Origin of the sequence: Streptomyces chrestomyceticus JCM 4735, assembly GCF_003865135.1 — a bacterium.
Taxonomy (GTDB): Bacteria; Actinomycetota; Actinomycetes; order Streptomycetales; family Streptomycetaceae; genus Streptomyces; species Streptomyces chrestomyceticus.
Window position 1 is genome coordinate 4,884,646 of the sequence record NZ_BHZC01000001.1, and the last position, 17,272, is coordinate 4,901,917.

General features: G+C 71.5%; 11 protein-coding genes and 1 pseudogene. 6 read left to right on the plus strand and 6 right to left on the minus strand.

Going from position 1 to position 17,272, the window contains the following annotated elements; genetic code table 11:
• Positions 1-906 precede the first annotated feature (906 nt).
• The 4 genes and pseudogenes from EJG53_RS21045 to EJG53_RS21060 all read left to right on the plus strand — a co-directional run bounded on the left by EJG53_RS21045 (position 907) and on the right by EJG53_RS21060 (position 4,585).
• The gene (locus EJG53_RS21045; protein WP_125046119.1) at positions 907-2,172 is read left to right on the plus strand and encodes an alpha/beta hydrolase; all 1,266 of its coding nucleotides are present in this window, start codon (positions 907-909) and stop codon (positions 2,170-2,172) included.
• 79 nt (positions 2,173-2,251) lie between these two features.
• The gene (locus EJG53_RS21050) at positions 2,252-2,923 is read left to right on the plus strand and encodes an ABC transporter permease (RefSeq protein ID WP_125046120.1); all 672 of its coding nucleotides are present in this window, start codon (positions 2,252-2,254) and stop codon (positions 2,921-2,923) included.
• Positions 2,920-3,593 (plus strand): annotated as a pseudogene (locus tag EJG53_RS21055) (ABC transporter permease). Before EJG53_RS21050 ends, EJG53_RS21055 begins: the two are co-directional and overlap by 4 nt.
• 68 nt (positions 3,594-3,661) lie before the next feature.
• A complete protein-coding gene (locus tag EJG53_RS21060) occupies positions 3,662-4,585 on the plus strand; it encodes an ABC transporter substrate-binding protein (RefSeq protein ID WP_174856567.1) in 924 nt (307 codons plus the stop codon).
• A 13-nt stretch (positions 4,586-4,598) separates the two neighbouring features.
• Here EJG53_RS21060 and EJG53_RS21065 read toward each other — a convergent pair whose 3' ends face one another.
• Complete coding sequence (locus tag EJG53_RS21065) at positions 4,599-5,756, minus strand: ABC transporter ATP-binding protein (RefSeq protein WP_125046121.1); 1,158 nt, start codon at positions 5,754-5,756, stop codon at positions 4,599-4,601.
• An 82-nt stretch (positions 5,757-5,838) separates the two neighbouring features.
• Positions 5,839-6,774: a non-homologous end-joining DNA ligase gene (gene ligD / locus EJG53_RS21070; protein WP_125046122.1), complete on the minus strand. Its 936-nt coding sequence runs from the start codon at positions 6,772-6,774 to the stop codon at positions 5,839-5,841.
• 282 nt (positions 6,775-7,056) lie between these two features.
• On the opposite strand from ligD, the gene EJG53_RS21075 reads away from it, so the two are divergent.
• Positions 7,057-7,998 carry an NADP-dependent oxidoreductase gene (locus EJG53_RS21075; RefSeq protein WP_244955257.1) on the plus strand — a complete coding sequence of 314 codons (942 nt, stop codon included), beginning with the start codon at positions 7,057-7,059 and terminating at the stop codon, positions 7,996-7,998.
• Between the two features lie 35 nt (positions 7,999-8,033).
• Here the strand turns inward: EJG53_RS21075 and EJG53_RS21080 are convergent, their stop codons facing one another.
• Together EJG53_RS21080 and EJG53_RS21085 are read right to left on the minus strand one after the other, a co-directional pair.
• Positions 8,034-9,062: a cation diffusion facilitator family transporter gene (locus EJG53_RS21080; RefSeq protein ID WP_125046123.1), complete on the minus strand. Its 1,029-nt coding sequence runs from the start codon at positions 9,060-9,062 to the stop codon at positions 8,034-8,036.
• Between the two features lie 521 nt (positions 9,063-9,583).
• A complete protein-coding gene (locus tag EJG53_RS21085) occupies positions 9,584-12,793 on the minus strand; it encodes an AfsR/SARP family transcriptional regulator (RefSeq protein ID WP_174856435.1) in 3,210 nt (1,069 codons plus the stop codon).
• A gap of 381 nt (positions 12,794-13,174) precedes the next feature.
• Here EJG53_RS21085 and EJG53_RS21090 point away from each other — a divergent pair, with 381 nt between their 5' ends.
• Entirely contained in the window at positions 13,175-15,238 is a 2,064-nt protein-coding gene (locus EJG53_RS21090; RefSeq protein ID WP_125046124.1) for a tetratricopeptide repeat protein, read from the plus strand.
• Here EJG53_RS21090 and EJG53_RS21095 read toward each other — a convergent pair.
• Positions 15,216-15,836 carry a hypothetical protein gene (locus EJG53_RS21095; protein ID WP_125046125.1) on the minus strand — a complete coding sequence of 207 codons (621 nt, stop codon included), beginning with the start codon at positions 15,834-15,836 and terminating at the stop codon, positions 15,216-15,218. The genes EJG53_RS21090 and EJG53_RS21095 overlap by 23 nt on opposite strands.
• Positions 15,833-17,101 (minus strand): hypothetical protein, encoded by a 1,269-nt coding sequence (locus tag EJG53_RS21100; RefSeq protein ID WP_244955258.1) that lies wholly within the window; start codon positions 17,099-17,101, stop codon positions 15,833-15,835. The genes EJG53_RS21095 and EJG53_RS21100 overlap by 4 nt, the downstream gene beginning before the upstream one ends.
• Positions 17,102-17,272 lie beyond the last annotated feature (171 nt).

Below are 17,272 nucleotides of genomic sequence, written 5' to 3' on the forward strand. Positions count from 1 at the left end.
CTTCGGTGCGTCGAATGCCTGGGAGACCAGGTCGGAGGCCGAGTTCTCGGCGGGGGACGCGGCTTCGGTGCGGGTGGTCTGGGTGGGGAGGGAGGCGGCCGGGGGTCGGTGGGGGCGGTGCGGGCCGTGGGGACGGCGGGGTCGCGGGGCGTGGCGGGTTCCGGGGTGGCCTCTTCGCGGGCCTCCGGGATCGTCGCCGTTTCCGGCGCCTTGGTGCCGCTCGCCGCGGTGTTCGATTCCTCGCGGGCCGCCTTGGAGCGACCGAAAGCGTTGCGCAGCAGACTCCGAATGCCCATCGGCGAACCTCTCTAGCGTGTGTGGGGTGCGGCGAATGTCCGAGAAGCGCGGACATGTCCCTGACCAGGCCGGACACGTAAGGGTAGCCGCCTGGGCCGGTCCCATCGTGGGAGCCCGCGCGTCTCGTGGCACGCCCCGTTTGGGTGTTTTGTGTATCGGGGTGGTGTGGGGGTGCGGGGACTGGTGGGGGTGTGCGGGTGGGGCGTGTGTGTGCAGAGCGTATGTGCGGCGGGCGGGTGCGCGAAGGGGTGGGGCGGGTGGAGGGTCACCGGCCGCCGCCCGGGAGGGGAAAGGAGCGGAGGGGAGTGGTCGGGTGAGGGTGTGGCGGTCGGGTGGGGGCGGATGTTTGTGCGGTGTGGGGCGGTGAGGGAGGGGTGGAGGTTGCGGAGAGACGGCGTGCGCGACGGGTGAAGGGGGCGTCTGTGCACGTCACACGGGGGGCTGCGGGAGGAGCGGGTGGCTCGGGCGGGGGAGGCGAGCGGTGGCGGGAGTGGCGGGGCGTGGTGGGCGTGGCCCGTGTGGTGACCCTTCGACCGGACGTCCGTTGACCCTGGCGGCGGTCCGGAAGGGCCGTGCAACCCTCGTACGGGTGACGGGAGATGTGGGCACATGGAGCTGACCAGCCAGTCGCTCGAAATCACGGTGATCACGCTGGCCGTGGCCTGTGTGACCCTGACGGTGTGGCTGTGGCCGCGGCTCTCCCCGCGCGGCGTGCTCCCCGTACTGGGCAGGATCGGTTCCATCCTCGTCACCCAGGTTGCGGTCCTGTGCTCGCTCGCCCTGGCCGTGAACTCCAGCTTCGAGTTCTACAGCAGTTGGGACGAGCTGCTGGGCCGCACCGAGGACGGTCCGGTGGCGGTGAGCGGGGCCGGCGGTCCGCGGTACGCCGATGCCCGCAGCCTCCGGGGCGGACTGGTCCAGCCCGCGGGGCCGCAGGGCCTGGACCGGGTGACCGGGCTGCCGGAGGGCCCGCCCCAGGAGGTCGGCAAGGTGGAGTCCGTACGGCTCGTCGGGCGCCGTACCCGCGTCGTCAACCCGGCCTTCGTCTACCTGCCGCCGCAGTACTTCCAGCACCAGTACCGCCGTCAGCGCTTCCCCGTCTCCGTCGTGATCAGCGGCTACCCCGGCGGCATCATGAACCTCGCGCAGCACCTCCGTATCCCGCAGACCGCGGGCAGGCTGATCGAGGAGGGCCGGATGCAGCCGACCGTGCTGGTGATGGTCCGGCCGACGATCGCGCCGCCGCGGGACACCGAGTGCGTGGACGTGCCGGGCGGGCCGCAGGCGGAGACGTTCTTCACCGCGGACCTGCCGGAGGCCGTCAAGGCGGCTTATCGGGTGGGACATGATCCGAGCGCGTGGGGCGCGTTCGGTTACTCGTCCGGCGGTACGTGTTCGATGCTGCTCGCCCTGCGCAACCCCGGCACCTACACCTCCGCGGTCTCGCTCTCCGGTGACTACGCCGTCAAGGACGACCTGACAACCGGGAGTCTGTTCGGCAGCGGTGCGGCCGCCGCGCGCCGGGAGCGTGAGCACGACCTGCTGTGGCGGCTGGCGCACCGGCCCGTACCGCAGGTCTCGGCGCTGGTGGCCAGCAGCCGTCTGGGCGAGCCGAACTACCGGGACACCCTGCGGTTCGTCGAGGCGGCGAGGCCCCCGATGACCGTCGACTCGATCATCCTGCCGCGGGGCAGCCATCAGTTCTCGACGTGGCGGCGGGAGGTGGCGCCGGCCCTGGAGTGGCAGGGGCGGCAACTGACGTTCCCGCAGGACGTGGAGGCTGCGCACGCGCCACCGAAGCGGCCGGGGGCGGGGGCGACGCCGTCCCCGTCGCCGTCCCGGCCGTCCTCGTCATCGCCGTCGGCGGCGCCGTAGGAGCGGGCACGGGTACGGGCCCTCACCCGTCCGGCCCACCCGGCAGGACACCCGCCCCGCGCCGCGGTGGACTGCTGTCGTGACCGCCCCTCCGGACGACTGCCTGGCCCGCAACGACTGGATCTGCGGCGATTACCTCGCCACCCGCCGCCACATCCTGCTCGACGCGGCGCTCCAGCACCTCCACCTGACCGTGGTGTCCGTGCTGCTCGGCCTGGTGATCGCGCTGCCGCTGGCACTGGTCGCGCGCCGGTGGCGCTGGACGGTGGGGCCGGTGCTGGGCGTCACCACCGTGCTCTACACCATTCCGTCGCTGGCGATGTTCTCGCTGCTGCTGCCGCTGTACGGGCTGTCGTCCACCCTGGTCATCGTGGGGCTGGCGCTGTACTCCCTGACCCTGCTCGTACGGAACATCCTGGCGGGGCTGGCCGGCGTACCGGAGGAGGCGAAGGAGGCGGCCCGCGGCATGGGCTACGGGCCGCTGCGGCAGCTTCTGGCCGTCGAACTGCCGCTGGCGGTGCCCGCCGCGATGGCGGGGCTGCGCATCGCGACCGTCTCCGCCGTCGCGCTGACGACGATCGGGGCGATCGTCGGCCACGGCGGGCTGGGCAATCTGATCTACGCGGGGATGAACTCGTTCTTCAAGGCGCAGGTGCTGACGGCGTCCGTGCTGTGCGTCGTCATCGCCGTCGCCTTCGATCTGCTGCTGCTCGGACTGGAACGGCTGCTGACGCCGTGGCGGCGCGCATGAGCACGCTAGGGGACGTCTGGACCTGGCTCGCCACGGGCGCGAACTGGGCCGGCGAGAACGGCATCTGGCACCGCCTCACCGAACACCTGCTGCTGACCGTCGGCTGCCTGCTCGCCGCCTGCCTGATCGCGCTGCCCGTCGCCGTCACCCTCGGGCACCTCGGCCGCGGCGGCGCGCTGGCCGTCAACCTCGCCAACGTCGGGCGCGCCGTGCCCACCTTCGCGGTGCTGGTGCTGCTCCTGCTGACCCCGCTCGGCCGGCACGGGGACTGGCCGACGTTCATCGCGCTGGTGCTGTTCGCGCTGCCCCCGCTGCTGACCAACGCGTACGTCGGGATGCGGGAGGTGGACCGGGACGTGGTGGAGGCGGCGCGCGGGATGGGGATGTCCGGCGGGCAACTGGTGCGGCGGGTGGAGGTGCCGCTGGCGCTGCCGCTGGTGCTGACCGGGGTGCGGATCGCGGCGGTGCAACTGGTCGCCACGGCGACGCTGGCCGCGCTGGTCGGCGGGGGCGGGCTCGGGCGGATCATCACGGCGGGGTTCAACCTGGCGAGTACGCCGCAGGTGGTGGCGGGGCGGTGATCGTGGCGGTGTTCGCGCTGCTGATGGAGGTGCTGTTCGAGGTGGTGCAGCGGCTGGGGCCGGCGTGGGCGCGGGGGCGGACGCGGTGAGGGGGCGCGCCGGCGGACCGGTCCGGGCCGTACTGCGGCGTACGGGCCGGCAGGCCCGCCTCTCGGGACTGGCGGGGCTGACGGCCCTGACCGTGCTCTCCGGCTGCGCCACCGGCCCCTCCCTGGAGAACCGCGGCCAGGTCACCGCCGCGCCCGGCGACAGCCGCCACCTGTCGATCGGCTCGGCCGGCTTCACCGAGAGCGAGCTGCTGGCCCAGATGTACGCGGTGCTGCTCGGCAAGGCCGGGTACGGGACCGGCATCCTCACCGTCGGCAACCGGGAGCTGTACGAGCCGTCCCTGGAGAGCGGCCGGATCGACGTCGTACCCGAGTACGCGGCGACCTTCGCCGACTGGCTGAACGCCAAGACCAACGGCGCCGACGCCGACCCGGTGGCCTCCCCGGACCTCGGCACGACGATGAAGGTGCTGCGCGACCTGGCCACGCCCCGCGGCCTGACCGTGCTGCCGCCGGGCCGGGCCGTCGACCAGAACGCGTTCGCCGTGGCCGCCTCGTACGCGCAGCAGCACCGTCTGAAGACCCTCAGCGACCTGGGGCGCGCCAAGCTGCCGGTACGGCTGGCGGCGGGTGACGAGTGTGTGCGGCGGCCGTTCTGCGCGCCCGGTCTGAAGCGTACGTACGGGATCGACATCACGGCCGTCGACCCGAAGGGGGTGGGCACCACGCCCGCCAAGCAGGCCGTGCAGAACGGGCAGGACCAGATGGTGCTGACGACCAGTACGGACGCGACGGTCGAGCAGTTCGGGCTGGTCTTCCTTGAGGACGACAAGAAGCTGCAGAACGCGGACTACGTCGTTCCGGTGGTCAACCGGGCCCGCGCGGGGAGCCGGCGGATCGCCGCCGCGCTGGGCAAGCTCAACTCCGTACTGACGACGGAGGACCTGGCCGACCTCAATCAGCGGGTGGACAGTTGGCGGCGGCTCCCGGAGGACGTGGCGCGGGACTATCTGCGGAAGAAGGGGCTGCTGTAGCCGGGCCGCCGTCTCACTCCGTGGGTACCGAGTCCACCTCCGTCTCCTCCCTCGGCACCCCCTGCTCGTCGGACCCGATCGTGCGCCGTAGCGCCTCGTGCAGCCGGGCCGGGGTCAGGACGCCCAGGAAGCGGGTGCCGTCCACGACCGCGATCCAGCCCGCGTCGTACTTGAGCATCTCGCTGAAGGCGTCCTTGAGCGAGCCGCTGACCGGGACCCACGCCTCCATCCGGCGCGCGTGCGCCGAAACGTTCCCCCGCGCTTCCGACATCTCTTCCGTCCCCACCCACCCGTGCAGCCCGCCCTCCTCGTCCAGGACGACGGCCCAGCGCGCGCCCTCCGCGCGCAGCCGCTCCGCCGCCCGGGCGGCCGGTTCGCCGAGGCGGGCGAAGGGGGGATGCTCCAGGTCGCCGGGGTCGATGCCGGTGACCGCGAGCTGCTTCAGGGCCCGGTCGCTGCCGACGAACTCGGCGACGTACGGGGAGGCCGGCGCGCCCAGCACGCTCGCCGGAGTGTCGTACTGCTCGATCCGGCCCTGCCCGTAGACCGCGATCCGGTCGCCCAGCCGGATGGCCTCCTCGATGTCGTGCGTGACCAGCAGCACCGTCTTGTGCAGCGACGCCTGGAGCCGCAGGAACTCCTTCTGGAGCCGGTCGCGGACGACCGGGTCGACCGCGCCGAACGGTTCGTCCATCAGCAGGACGGGCGGGTCGGCGGCCAGCGCGCGCGCCACGCCGACGCGCTGCCGCTCGCCGCCGGAGAGCTGGTCCGGGTAGCGCGGCCCGTGGAGGCCGGGGTCCAGGCCGACCAGGTCCAGGAGTTCGGCGGCGCGGGCGCGGGCCTTCTTGCGCGGCCAGCCGAGCAGGTGCGGCACGGTGGCCGTGTTGTCGAGGACGGTGCGGTGCGGGAAGAGGCCGGTCTGCTGGATGACGTAGCCGATGCGGCGGCGCAGGCGTACGGGGTCGGCCGTCGCGATGTCCTCGTCCTCGACGAGGACGCGGCCGCCGGTCGGGTCGATGAGCCGGTTGACCATCTTCATCGTCGTGGTCTTGCCGCAGCCGGACGGTCCGACCAGCGTCACCAGCTCGCCCTCGGCGACCTCGAAGGACAGGTCGTCCACGGCGGTGGTGCCGTCCGGGTAGCGCTTGGTGACGGACTCGAACCGGATCATTGGTCCATTGAAGCCCGCGGCCCAGGGGCGGTCGCCTTATGCGGGCAAACGGGCGGGGCCGCGGGAAGGCAAGGGCCCTGCCCTACTCCTCCAGCGCCTCCAGCCGCTCCCGCGCCGCCGGCACCGACCGGCCGCGCCAGGACAGCCCGGCCCACGGGTCGTCCTCGGCGAGCCGGTCGGGGAAGGTGGCGACCGTCCACCGCTGGGCCGTCAGTCCGGGGTCGTCCAGCTCGTCGCGGGAGATCGGGGTGGCCACCGGGGCGCCCGGCTTCGCCCGTACGGAATAGGGCGCGACCGCCGTCTGCGCGTACGCGTTGCGCTGCACGTCCAGGTAGATGCGGCCCTTGCGGTCGGCCTTGCGCTGCTCGGTGGTGAGGCGGTCCGGGTGCTGCCGGGCGAGGCGTTCGGCGGCCAGGTGGGCGAAGTCGCGTACCGCGTCGAAGTCGGAGCCGCCGTCCAGCGGCGCGATGACGTGCAGGCCGCGCGAGCCGGTGGTCATCAGGCGCGCGGGCAGCTTCAGTTCGTCCCACAGGTCGCAGACCCGGTGGGCGGCCCACCGTACGTCCTCGAAGTCCGCGCCCTCGGCCGGGTCGAGATCGAAAATGATCAGGTCGGGGTGGTCGGGGCGGTGCTCGCGGGAGAGCCAGCGGTGGACGGTGACGGTGGCCTGGTCCGCGAGGTAGACGAGGGTCGCCGGGTCGTCGCACACGACGTGGGTGACGGTGCCGCCCTCCTTGGACTGCTCGGAACGCCGTACCCACTCGGGGAAGTAGTCCGGGGCGTTCTTCTGCATCAGGGGCTTGCCGCCGATGCCGTCGGGGTGCCGCTCCATCATCAGCGGCCGGTCGCGCAGGTGCGGTACCGCGCGCCGGGCGACCGCCTTGTAGTGGTCGGCCAGGTCGGCCTTGGTGATCCCGTCGTCCGGGAAGAGGACTTTGCCGGGCCGGCTGATCTTGACCGTGCGCCGCCCCGCCTTGATGGTGTGTGCGTCGTCCGCGCCGCCGCTGCTGCCGCTCATACCGAGGACGGGTAACCGGCCGGGCCGCGGGGCAAACGCGGCGTGGCGCCGGGCCGGGCGGCACCGGTTCGGCGGGGGGCCGTACGAGTTGCTTCCGGGGCACCGCCCCTCGTCCTGCCGGATACGCCCGGTTCGCGTGCTTACGATCCTGTGGGCTGTCGTCACCTGGCGTCGTTTCACCCGAAGGCGGGCCTCGACGGGCGCCATGTTGACGGCGGCCCTTGCCCTGCCACCGGTCGGGAGGGTGGAACGAGGATCGTTCGGGCGGAAGGGAACGCGACGATGAAGGCCGTAGCAGTCACCGCATTCGGCGAACAGCCCCAGCTCATGGAACTGTCGGAGCCCGATCCCGGACCGGGCGAGGTCCTGGTGCGGATGTCCGCCGCCGGGGTCAACCCCCTCGACTGGAAGATCGCCGACGGCCTCCTCAAGGACGCGGTGCCGCACACCTTCCCGCTCGTCCTGGGGTCGGACGGCGCGGGCGAGGTGGTCGCGATCGGCACCGGGGTGCGCCGCTTCACGGTGGGCGACTCGGTGTTCGGCCAGTTCCAGCGGCCGGAGCGGGGCGGCGGCTCGTACGCCGAGTTCGCGGCGGTCGAGGAGAAGGCGCTGGCCGGCGCGGCCCGCAGCGTCACGTACGCGACCTCGGCGGCCGTCCCCACGGCCGGGACGACGGCCTACAACCTGGTGGAGGAGACCCGGATCAGCGAGGGCAAACGGGTCCTGATCGTCGGCGGCACCGGCGGCGTCGGCACCTTCGCCACCCAGTTGGCGGCCGGCCGGGGCGCCGAGGTGATCGTCACCGCGCGGCCGGGCCTGACGGACCTGATGGTCAGTCTGGGTGCTGCGGAGACGGTGGACCACACGCTGGGCCCGGTGGCCGACCAGGTGCTGGCCGCCCATCCGGACGGCGTGGACGTGCTGCTCGACCTGGTCAGCGGTCCGGCCGCGTTCGGCGAGATGACCCGGACCGTACGGGACGGCGGTACGGCCGTCTCCACCGTCGGGTCCGCCGACGCGGACGCGCTGACCGACCACAACCTGCGCGGCTTCAACTTCCAGAACCGGCCGTCGCCGCAACTGCTGGAGATCCTCGCCGGGCAGCTCGACGCGGGGCGGCTGACCGTGATCTTCGGCGAGGAGATCACGCTGGAGGAGGCACCGGAAACGCTGGAGGCGAGCCGTACGGGGCACGCGCAGGGCAAGACGGTCATCACCTTCTGACCGCACCGGGCCGACTCGGGTCGGCCCGGGCCTCCTCAGTGGTCGTGCGGGCCAGGCCGGTGCACCGGCCCGTGCGTGCCCTCGCAGTGCGGGGGCGCCAGCGCCGCGTCGTCCGGCCCCGCCGCTATGTGCAGCACCTCACCGGAGCGGGGCAGCTCGCCCACGTGGTCGACCTGGAGGGTGGCGTGGGTGATGCCGTACTTCAGGCTCAGCAGCTCGTGCAGGCCGCGCCGTACGGCATGGCAGTCGCCGCCCGGCGTGACCAGGATGTGCGCCGACAGGGCCGGTTCCCCGGACGTGATCTCCCAGATGTGCAGGTCGTGGACCTCCACGACCTGGTCCACCTCGACCAGGTGGTCCCCCAGCGCGTCCGGGTCCACACCGCTCGGCGCGGCCTCCATGAAGATCCGCCCGGACTCGCGGACCAGGCCGGTGCCCGCCCGCAGCATCAGGACGACCACGACGAGCGAGGCGATGGCGTCGGCCCGCGCGAAGCCGGTGGTCAGCACGACCGCGCCGGCGACGGCGGTGGCGATGAAGCCGAACAGGTCGGTGAGGATGTGCTGGTAGGCGCCCTCGACGTTCAGGCTGCTGCGGTTGGCCCGGGAGATGCACCAGGCCGCCGCGATGTTGACGACGACCCCGGCCAGCGCGGTGACCAGCACCAGGCCGCCGGTCACTTCGGGCGGTGACACCAGGCGGGTGATCGCCTCGTACCCGAGCCAGAGGGACAGTACGAGCAGGGTGATGCCGTTGGCCTGCGCGGACAGGATCTCGGCGCGCTTGAGCCCGTACGTGTAGCCACCGCGCGCGGGCCGCGCGGCCAGCCGCATGGCGACCAGGGCGAGCACGATCGAAGCGGCGTCGGTCAGCATGTGGGCCGCGTCGGAGATCAGCGCCAGGGAACGCGCCAGAAAACCGATCACCACCTCCACGGCCATGAACGCGGTGATCAGCACCAGCGCGGCACGCAGCCAGCGGCGGTCGGCGTCGGGGGCGAGGGTGTGCGAGTGCGAGTGCGAATGGCCGGGGGCGTGGTCGTGGCTGTGGGCGTGCTCGGGCATGGGGCGCGCTCCTCCCTGGGGCGTCCAAAAGGACGTGCGCCACGAAGCAAACCGCACTTCTCCGCTAGATCCAAAGGCTGCACCGGTGACCGTTGTCATTACCGTCGGATGGCGCATCGGTGCAGGTCAGGGGGGTGGGTGGGGAGGACGGCCGAGGGGGCCGGCGCAGGTCTTGCGGCGGCCCCCTCGGAGCGACTGACGACGGACGCGAACGTCTACGTCGGTATGCATATCCTCGCGACCGTGCGCATGGTGGGTGTCGCGGTGGCGGACGCCATGCTGTGGGCGACTTGATGATCATTCGCCGCTACGGGCGAGGCAGTCGCTGCGGTAATCGCCAGGAGAGCGGCGGCTCCGGCTAACGCCATGGAGACAATGCGCCGCACTACGTGTTTTGTCACCTAGAGGGTCCTCGTGCAGAGAGCGGATCAATCTGAGCGCAGATTGGATCACGATTGCGCGTCAGTGACAATGCCTGTCTCTGCAACGGTCGAGCAAGCCCGCCGCCATTGACGAAACTGTCAACTATTGGCGCCTTTTGCCTCAAGGTTCAGTGCGACCCGGGACGCCTCCGCCTTGTCCAGACCACTGAACAATTCGAACGCCTGTCGCCACAGCGTCTGCGCGGCCTCACGGCTTCCCTCCCGGAGCCGCACCTCCGCCAGCACATCCGTCGCCCGTGCCTCTTCCTCCGGGAAGTGAATTCGGTGGGCGAGCGAAATCGCCGCGCAAAGGTGCTCCGCGGCGGCGGCGAGACTGCCGAGTGCCGCCTCCGCGCTTCCCAGACACCGCAGGGCGCGTGCTTCTTCCTGGGCGGCGCCGATGCTCCGGGCCAGAGTCAGGGCCTGCTGATGGTGGGTGGCCGCCTCGGTGAACTGTCCTAGACCGAAGTGGGCCTTACCCAGGCCGATCAGGGCATTTCCCTCGTTCTTACGGTCGCCGAGCCGCCGGAAGGTGAACAGGCACTCCCTAAACATGTCCATGCCAGAAGCGACGTCGTGCCGGTCGGCCGAGGCGGAGAGCAGGCCGGCGAGATTGGCCTGCATCGTCGCCACGTCGGAGAGACTGCCGACGTTCTTGGTGAGGGCGAGGGAGGTTTCGTACGTCTGGCGTGCCAGCTCCACATTCCCCACTTGCAGGTGCAGATCGCCCAGATTGTTGATGCACTTGGCCGAATTCCGGCGGTCACCGGCCTGCTGGAACGTGTCGATCGCCCGGGTGAAGTACTCCAGGGCCTCCTGGTGCTTTCCCAGGTGTAATAGCGAAATCGCATAGTTGTTCTCGCAGCGGGCCTGACCCCAGGTATTGCCCGAGCGTTCATGTACGGCGATGGCTTCCCGGTGGGCGGCGAGCGCCTCGTGATTCTGGCCGTGATTCCAGTGCAGGATGCCCAGTTTCCGCAGCGCGTCGGCTTCCGCGTCGGGGGCATTCGTGGTGCGTGCCAGTTCGAGTGCGTGGCGGGCCGCCGCCATGGCCTCGGGATAGTGGCCGGTGTTCGTGCGGGTCGCGCTGAGGTCGAGCAGGGCCAGACACAGTGCGCGCTGGTCACCCGTCTGCTTCCAGTGGTCGACGGCGTGCCGCTGCATCCGGTCGGTGTCCACCCAGTGGCATTCGGCGTCCAGGAACTCCGACAGTGCGTGACTCAGTAGTGCGGCCTGGCGGGAGACGCCGTGGGTGCGCGCATACCGTTCCACGGTGAGGAGGTTGGAGCGTTCCGTGGCGAGCCATTCCTTGGCCGCCTCGGCATCGCGCCAAGGCAGCCGGCTGCCGATGGTGCCGGCCGTACTGTCGGCGCGCTGACGGGCCATCCGGGGCCGTTGCGGATAGACGAGGGTGTCCGCGGCCTCGGTGGCGGACAAGTAGAAGTCGATCAGGCGCTGCACGGCCTGCTCACGGGTTTCCTCGTCGTCCTCGGAATGCGCGAGAGCCCGTGCGTATTCTCCGAGCAGGTCGTGGAACCGGTACCTGTCGGGTCGGGGCTCCTGAAGCAAATGGCAGTACAGGAGGCTTTCGAGAAGCCGTTCCGTCTGCTGCTGGGGAAGGCCCATCAGCGCGGATGCCGCGTGCGGGCCGAACTCGGCGCCCAGATGGAGGGCGAGGCGGCGGAACGCGGACTGCTGGGCTGGCGTCAGCGTCTGGTACGACATCTCGAAGGCACGGGCCACTTCCGAGTATCCGTCGTGCAGTTCGGCGAGCCGGCCGGGGCCGCGGGTGAGCCGCTCGCGGAGATCGGACAGGGACCAGGACGGGCGGGCGTTGAACCGGTTCGCGGCGATCTCGATGGCGAGCGGCAGATTTCCGCAGAGATTCACGATCCGGGATATTCCGGTGGCGTCCTGGGTGCGTTCCTGTCCGGAGAACGCCCGGAAGAGGTCCACTGCGTCCTGTGGGGGGAGTACGTCGAGGGCGAGAGGGTGGGCGCCGGGTAATCCCGCCAGATGGCGGCGGCTGGTGATGATGATGAGGGAGGGTGACAGGCCGGGAAGGAGTGGGCGCACCTGGTCGGTGTCCGCGGCGTCGTCGAGGATGATGACGGCTCTTTTGTGCGAGAGCAGGGTCCGCCACAGGTCCGTGCGTTCTTCGAGCGCGGAAGGGATGGAGTTCGCCGGAATTCCCAGAAGCCGGAGCAGAGTTGCCAGCGCGGTGGAGGCGCTCAGCGGTTCCTGGACGCTGGCGTGGGTGCGCAGATCGATGTAGAGCTGCCCGTCGGGGAAGTGCCGGCCCAGCGCACTGGCGGCATTCACGGCCAGAGCCGTCTTGCCCACCCCGGCCATACCGGAAATCGCTTCCAGGGCCACGATGGCGGCGTAACCGTCCCCCTCGTCCCGGCTCGCGGCGGCGATCACGGCGTGGAACCGCCGCATTTCCGTCCGGCGGCCGACGAGAGCGGCCTGACGTGGCAGGTTGCGCGGGGCGTAAGCGGGGCGGAATGTGTCAGGGGCATGTTGCGGGCCGTCGAAAAGGATCTCGCGGGCGGGCGCGCGCCGCAGAATGCGCTGGTGGATGCGGGCGAGTTCTTCGCTCGGGTCGGAGCCCAGTTCCGTACGGAGTTTCCGGCGGGCCTCCTGGTAGATCCGCAAGGCGTCCGCGTGCCGGCCGCAGCCGTAGCAGGCCAGCATGTAGTAGCCGAGGAGGGTTTCGTCGTCGGGGAACTGGCCGACCAGCGAGCAGAGAACACCGATCACCTCGCTGAAGCGCCCCAGGCGCAACTGCATGGCGATCCGCGAGGTGGTGGCGCTGAGCCGCTGTTCGGTCAGGCTCGTGCGCATGCGCTCGGCCCACGACCCCGGCAGGCCCGCGAGGGCATCGCCGCGCCACAGGTCGTCCGCCTGGTGGAGCAGTGCGACCGCCCGGTCGTCGCCGCCGTCGTCCGACAGGCGCCGGGCCCTGGAGACGAGATCCTGGAAACGGTGCCAGTCAATGCGCTCGGGCAGAATTTCGAGGGTATAGGTGTGCGCATGATGGGTGATCGCGGCGGCTTTCGGCAGTGCGGTCCCGGCGGCTGCCATGCGTATGGATTTGCGAATGCGTGACACGTACGTGTGAACCGATTCGCGGGCTTTGCCCGGCGGTGTGCCGTCCCAAAGACGGTCGATCAATGCGTCCAGAGCGACGGGCCGGCCCGCGGACAAGGCCAGCGACGCGAGAACGCCACGCTCTTTGTCGGAGCCGAGGCCGACCCGGTGCGTGTCCGAGCCGAGGCAAATGGGGCCGAGGATGAAAATCTCCATCAGCGCCTCCCGTCATCGGCGCCCCATACCGGTTCCGCGAGCATGGCACTCAATGGTTGAAGTGGCCAGTAGGCACCGGAGGTGGCCGGTGGGCAGGGGCGGTTGCCGGTGGGCACGGGCGGTGGCCGATTCGGGCCCTGCGCCGCGCTCCGCGGCGTCCGCCGTCCTTCCGGAGGTCTCCCGCCGCCGTTCCGTGGGTAGAGCTGAAGTGATCGCCGAGGTCGTGCCGGACGGGGGTGGGGGATGCGCCGGGATGCGAACGCCATTGGCGGTTCGGCCAGGATTCACGGGACGAGTATCCAGGCGGGAGATGTCAGCGGCGGCATACATGTGCACGCGGACCCCGCCGCGCGGCTTCCCGTTCCCCGTCAGCTTCTCTCCGTGACGCCGCATTTCACCGACCGGGAAAATGATCTGTCGGCGCTGGCGGATCTCCACGGCCGATTTCCCGAGCTGTCCACCCCGTTGATCGTCGTCAGCGGGCCCGCCGGAATCGGCAAGACCACGCTGGTGTCCCGATGGCTGCGCGGGATGACCGGGAGTTTTCCCGACGGCCAGTTGTACGCCGATCTCCGCGGCCACTCGGAGACGGGACCGGCCGATCCCGGCGACGTCATGGGGCAATTCCTGCGCGCGCTGGGTGTCGTACAGGTGCCGCACGGTCTGGACGAGAGAGCCGCGCTGTGGCGCTCGGTCACCGACGGCCTGCACGTATCGATCATGCTCGACAACGTCCTGTCCGCCGCCCAGGCGCGGTCCCTGCTGCCCGGCGGCCGGCACTGCCTCGTCGTCGTGACCAGCAGATACCGCCTGACCGGACTGCGCGCCGACGGAGCGCTCTACCACGAACTGGGCCTGCTGGAGCAGGACGCCGCCGTCGAGATCCTCACCCGGGGCATCGGCGCCGAGCGCGTACGGAGCGAGGGCAGCGCGGTGCACCAGGTCGTGGCCCTGTGCGCCGGTCTGCCCCTGGCGGTGTGCCTGGCGTCCGCCCGGCTCGCTTCCCGCCCCCGGCAGCCGGTGCGCACCATGGCGGAAGCGTTGGCACAGGACCGAGGACGGCTGGCGGCGCTGGCCGTGGAGGGGGAGTTATCGGTGTACGCGGCGCTCGACGAGTCGTATGCGGTACTGACGCCCGAGGCGGCCCGGCTGTACCGGTGCCTCGCACTGCTGCCGGCCCGGCAACTGGACTCGCGCCTCGCGGCGGTGGCCCTCGACGTGCCCCTCGGGGAGGCGGAGCGGCTGCTGGACGTGCTGGTCGAGGCCAACCTGCTGGAGGACACCGGCCCGGACGCCTACCGCTTCCACGACCTGGTCCGTCTGCACGCCGAGGAACGCGGCCGGGCGGAAGAGTCTCCGACGGCTCAGGAAGAAACGTCTCGTCGTGTGGGTGACTGGCATCTGCACACCGCGTCGGCGGCTCAGGCGCTGCTCTCCCCCATACAGTTCACCCTCGGCCGTGAGTATGTCTACGAACCGACCGTTTCCTGCCCCTTCGCGGACGAGAGCGGTGCGCTCACCTGGTTGGACACCCGGCGCGCGGACCTGATGGCGACCGTACGCACCGCTGACGAGAAGCGGTGGGACAAGCTGGCCTGGCAGCTCGTGGACGCGTTATGGCCCTTGTTCCACCGGCTGCGCCACTACGACCTCTGGATCGAAGCACACGAGATCGGCCGCCGGGCGGCGCGCCGGGACGGCGACCGTACGGCGGAGCGCCAGATGCTGAACTCCGGTGCCATCGGCCTCAACGCGGCCGGGCACACCGACGACGCCATCGACTGGTTCACCCGGTCGCTGCGGGCCGCCCGCGAGGCCGGCGACATCCGCGACGAGGGCCAGGCGCTGCTCGGGATCGGCGCCGCGCACCGGGAGGCGGGACGTTTCCAGGAAGCGGCGGACCACCTCCACCGGGCCATCTCGACCTGGCAGGAGGCGGGTTACGGGCGTGGCGTGGCACTGGCGCGGATCATACTGGGAGAAATCGCGCTGGAGGAGGCGCAGGCAGAGCGTTCCGGGGGCGCAGGCGGCCCGGCCGAGCGGGCGGCGGAACTCTTCGCGCAGGCGCACGAAGCGCTGGTCGCGCTGAACGACCCGTACGACGCCGCGCGGGCACTCGCCTTCTCCGGACGGGCGAGTGCGCTGACCGGTACGTACGACACGGCGGCGGAGCGGCTCGGCGAGGCGCTGCGGTTCTTCGAATCCGCCGGGTCCGCCCACTGGCAGGCGCGCGTGTCGGAGATGCTGGGAGCGTGCGCGCACGAGCACGCCCTCCCGGACACGGCACGGGAACACTGGGAGCGCGCCCGGATCCTGTACGCGTCGCAGAGCCCTTCGGACGCCCGGCGCGTAGGGGATCTGCTGGCCGGCCTGAGTGGTGCGAGCAGACCGGGGGGCCCAGCAGACCCCCGGGCGGAACGCCCTACGGACCCGTCAGAAAGCTGACGTGCCGCAGCCCGTCCAGGGTGTGCCCCGTCGAGAGCAGGCCGTGGAGGCACGACGCGGCCTGCGACCATCTCTCCGGCCCCGCCGTACCCGTTCCCTCGGCGAGCCGCAGCAGGCATCGGGTGCCGTCGCGGTCCGCCACGGCGCAACTGCCGTCCAGGAGGGGCAGGGCCACGAGCCGGCAGCCGGCATGGCGGGCGAGCACGCGGTTGAGCCGGAGCCACGCTCCGCTCCGCTGCCGCGGCCGGCTGTGGACCAGGACGTCCGCGCAGGCGAGCCAGGGCCCTTCGGCGCAGGTGTCGGCGTCGACGGCGAAGTGGTCGTCGGTGCCGAGGAGGGGCGGGTGCGTGGTCGGTCCGGTCGGACCGGCCGGTGCGGTCGGCCCGTCCGGTTGCCCGCTGTGGACGAGTACGGTGCGTACTCCGCTCCGCGTGGCGACGGTGATGCCGGCCACGGGGTCGGGGCCCGTACCGAAGGCACCGGCGGCCGGCGGCCCGTAGATCACCTGTACGGAACGGTGCCACCGGCCGCCGGACACCGGTGGCGCGGTGATGCCGAGGGTTCCGACGGTGCCGATCGTGCTCCACGTACTGATCATGCTGTTGCCTCCGTGTCCGCATCCGTATCCGTACCGGCACCGGTGTCCGCAGCGCACCAGGAGTCCAGGCGCGGCGGCAGCGGCAGTTGTCGCGTGACCGCCGGGTGCGCGGGCTGCCCCAGGCCCAGGACCCGGTACATCAGCCGCCGCATGTTTCTGGTGAACCGCCCCGGTTCCGAGGTGATCCGGGACGCGATGGCCGCGTACTCCTCGCCCTGGTGCTCCCCGTACTCGGTGGCGGCGTACGCCAACTGGCTGGTGAGCGAATGGCCCGGGGAGAGGGCCGGCGCGGTCCGGGCCAGGGCCGCGGCGGGCGACAACGGGTTGATCTCCCGCTCCGGCGAGGAGGCGAGCAGGATCGGGGCGCGGGTCAGTGTTCCGTACAGCGTCACCGACCCGTGGTCCCCGATGATCCAGTCCGCCGCCACCAGCACGGACCGCCAGTCCGCCTCGGGCGGTACGACGGCGATGCCGTACCGCCGGCACTGCGCCAGCCAGGCCCGTACCTGCCAGGCGCCGTGCCCCGACCAGACGTTGGGATGGATCAGCAGCGCCACCCGCCGGCCCTTGCCGCACAGCTCGTTGATGAGGCGGGGGAGCAGCGCTTCGATCGACCCGAAGGACGACAGCGCGCCCCAGGTGGACACCACGGCGACGAGCTTCTGCCCCTTGCGCAGCCCGAGCGCCCGCCGGTAGGCGGGACGGCGGGGCAGGCTGGCCACGATGCGGTCGTGCACCGGGTCCCCGACCACGGAGGCCACGGGCAGGGCCTCCGGGCACAGTTGCGCCAGGCCGTGCAGGTCGTCCCGGTGGGGCAGGACCACGGCGGCGGGCAGGCACCGGCCGTCCGGCACGATGTCCGGGCGCCCGAGGCCGGCCACCCGGGCGTCGGTGCCCTCGACGATGCGCTTGAGGTAGTTGGCCCCGTGCGGCAGCGTGATCAGCGGCGCGCTGATCTCGCCCAGCCCCCGCGGCCCCGCGGCGAGCGCGAGGTCGTAGTCGAGCCGGGCCGCCTTCTCCCAGGGCAGTACGGCGCTGCCGAGCCGGTGGAGGAACGCGGCCACCCCGTCGCCGAACGGATGCGGAGGGGCGGTGAACAGGACCTGGACCCGCAGGTCGGACTCCAGGAGCGAGAACACTTCCTGGAGGCGTTTGATGTACGTCACCGTGTGGGCGACGACGAGGACGCGTTTGCGGCCGGTGAGGGTCAGCCACTCGCGTAACTGGTGTGGTGAATTCTTGTCGAAAGCGCTCAATGCCCCCATGACATCCCCCTGTCGGATCAAGCCGCCGTGTCCCGGACCGGACACGGCGGCCGGTTGGGGAGGGGATGCCCACGGGGTGGGACGGAAGCCTTGACCGGTCCTTGAGAAAACCTTGCCCCGGTGGCCGGTGGTGGCGGCTGGTCCGCGCGAGGGGCGCACGGGACCGGTGGG

Coding starts and splice junctions, on each gene's coding strand:
- EJG53_RS21075 (WP_244955257.1), top strand. CDS start 7,057: ATGAAGGCCGTAGCAGTCACCGCATTCGGCGAACAGCCCCAGCTCATG.
- EJG53_RS21045 (WP_125046119.1), top strand. CDS start 907: ATGGAGCTGACCAGCCAGTCGCTCGAAATCACGGTGATCACGCTGGCC.
- EJG53_RS21100 (WP_244955258.1), bottom strand. CDS start 17,101: ATGGGGGCATTGAGCGCTTTCGACAAGAATTCACCACACCAGTTACGC.
- EJG53_RS21065 (WP_125046121.1), bottom strand. CDS start 5,756: ATGATCCGGTTCGAGTCCGTCACCAAGCGCTACCCGGACGGCACCACC.
- ligD (WP_125046122.1), bottom strand. CDS start 6,774: ATGAGCGGCAGCAGCGGCGGCGCGGACGACGCACACACCATCAAGGCG.
- EJG53_RS21080 (WP_125046123.1), bottom strand. CDS start 9,062: ATGCCCGAGCACGCCCACAGCCACGACCACGCCCCCGGCCATTCGCAC.
- EJG53_RS21095 (WP_125046125.1), bottom strand. CDS start 15,836: ATGATCAGTACGTGGAGCACGATCGGCACCGTCGGAACCCTCGGCATC.
- EJG53_RS21085 (WP_174856435.1), bottom strand. CDS start 12,793: ATGGAGATTTTCATCCTCGGCCCCATTTGCCTCGGCTCGGACACGCAC.